Origin of the sequence: Candidatus Anoxymicrobium japonicum, assembly GCA_002843005.1 — a bacterium.
Taxonomy (GTDB): domain Bacteria; phylum Actinomycetota; class Geothermincolia; order Fen-727; family Anoxymicrobiaceae; genus Anoxymicrobium; species Anoxymicrobium japonicum.
The window spans coordinates 1-1,530 of the sequence record PHEX01000127.1 but is presented as its reverse complement, the minus strand read 5'-3'; the positions used below and the strand labels follow the sequence as shown (position 1 = coordinate 1,530).

3 protein-coding genes are annotated in these 1,530 nt (G+C 61.0%); 1 reads left to right on the top strand and 2 read right to left on the bottom strand.

What is annotated here, in order from left to right; translation table 11 throughout:
* Positions 1 to 145 (top strand): DUF420 domain-containing protein (locus CVT63_08390; GenBank protein PKQ26620.1); only part of this gene is annotated, 145 nt, incomplete at its 5' end.
* Positions 146 to 327: 182 nt separating this feature from the next.
* Here CVT63_08390 and CVT63_08385 read toward each other — a convergent pair.
* Positions 328 to 513, bottom strand: coding sequence for a DUF2065 domain-containing protein (locus tag CVT63_08385; protein PKQ26619.1), 186 nt, complete (start codon positions 511 to 513; stop codon positions 328 to 330).
* A gap of 33 nt (positions 514 to 546) precedes the next feature.
* On the bottom strand, positions 547 to 1,410 hold the full coding sequence (gene hflC / locus CVT63_08380) for a protease modulator HflC (GenBank protein PKQ26618.1): 864 nt from the start codon (positions 1,408 to 1,410) through the stop codon (positions 547 to 549).
* Positions 1,411 to 1,530 lie beyond the last annotated feature (120 nt).

Genomic DNA, 1,530 nt, shown 5'->3' with positions numbered 1-1,530 from the left:
GATCCTGACCACGGTCGGATTTGGCTTGCGGCGCATCGACACGCGCCATCGCGCATGGGCGCGCTGGACATGGCCGCTGTGGATGTATGTCTCGGTATCGGGCGTCGTGGTCTATTTGCTGCTGTACCAGCTCTACAACGACTGATGCGGTGGCGCGCTCCGGTGCGGCGGCGCAAGCGTGGTGTCGCCCACAGGGTGGGCTCCTTACGGGGGCGCATTGTGGCGATTTTGTAGGAGCTGGTCGCCCACAGGGTGGGCTCCTACAAAAAAACGGTTGTCCTCACCTGTAGGAGCCCACCCTGTGGGCGACCGGCCTGTCGGCCCGGGTCAACGCACCCACTGCAACGACAACCAGCCGATCAGCATGAACACCAGCCCGAGCAGCCGCAAGCGCGCATTGGCGAGCATCGACAACTGCGCAACTGCCTGCTTCCATGCTTCCGGCGCGATAAACACGATCGCACCCTCCAGCACCATCATCAGGCATAACGCCGCGAGTAAATCGGTGCCCATGGTATTCACCCGGTAACCAAGCGGCGCGCTGCGTTAACGGTTGCGGCCTTGTTCCCCGAAATAGCGCAACAGGCTGGAGTCGCGATCCAGCACCAGCACGCTGTCACCATTGGCAAAACCGTTGCGATAGGCTTCAAGGCTGCGATAAAACGCGTAGAACTCGGCATCACGACTGAACGCCTTGGCGTAGATTTCCGCTGCCGTGGCATCGCCTTCACCGCGTAGACGCTGGGCATCGCGCTCGGCTTCCGCGCGCAGAATCACCTGTTGTCGGTCGGCGCTGGAGCGAATCGTTTCGGAAATCTCGGAGCCCTGTGCGCGCAGCTCATTGGCAACCCGCAGGCGTTCGGCACGCATGCGCTGGAACACCGAACCGATCACCAGGCCGTCTTCAGGCAGGTCGATGCGCTTGATCCGCACATCCACCACTTCCACGCCCAGGCTTTTAGCAGCGACATTGGATACCTCGACAAAGCGCTCGGCCAGGTTGGTACGCTCACCACCAACCACCTCTTGCAAGGTGCGCTGGCTGATTTCGTTGCGGATCGCCTCGGTCACGATCGGACGCAGGCGCTGCAATGCCAGGGCTTCGTTACCGGCCTGATAGAACTTGAGGACATCGCTGACCCGCCACTTGACGAAGAAATCGACATTGACATCTTTCTTTTCCGAGGTCAGGTAGCGCTCGGGCTGTGAATCGAGATTGAGAATCCGCTGGTCAACCTTGAGCACGGTTTGCACAAACGGAATCTTGAAGTGCAGCCCCGGCTTGATGTTGCTCTCGACCACCCGGCCTACCTGAAAACGCACGGCCACCTGGCTTTCCTCAACCTGATAGACCGAGCCCAGCGCCAGAAATACCAGCAATGCCGCTACTACAGGAATAAACGGTTTCATCGGCGCGGCTCCTCACGTGTGCTGCGCGGTTGGCGTGGATCGCGCGAGGCAGGCGGCACCGGCATCGCGGCGTTGGCCGGCGGAAACAGGCTGACCGGACTCGTCATGTCGTTGCCCGCT

Coding starts and splice junctions, on each gene's coding strand:
- CVT63_08385 (PKQ26619.1), bottom strand. CDS start 513: ATGGGCACCGATTTACTCGCGGCGTTATGCCTGATGATGGTGCTGGAG.
- hflC (PKQ26618.1), bottom strand. CDS start 1,410: ATGAAACCGTTTATTCCTGTAGTAGCGGCATTGCTGGTATTTCTGGCG.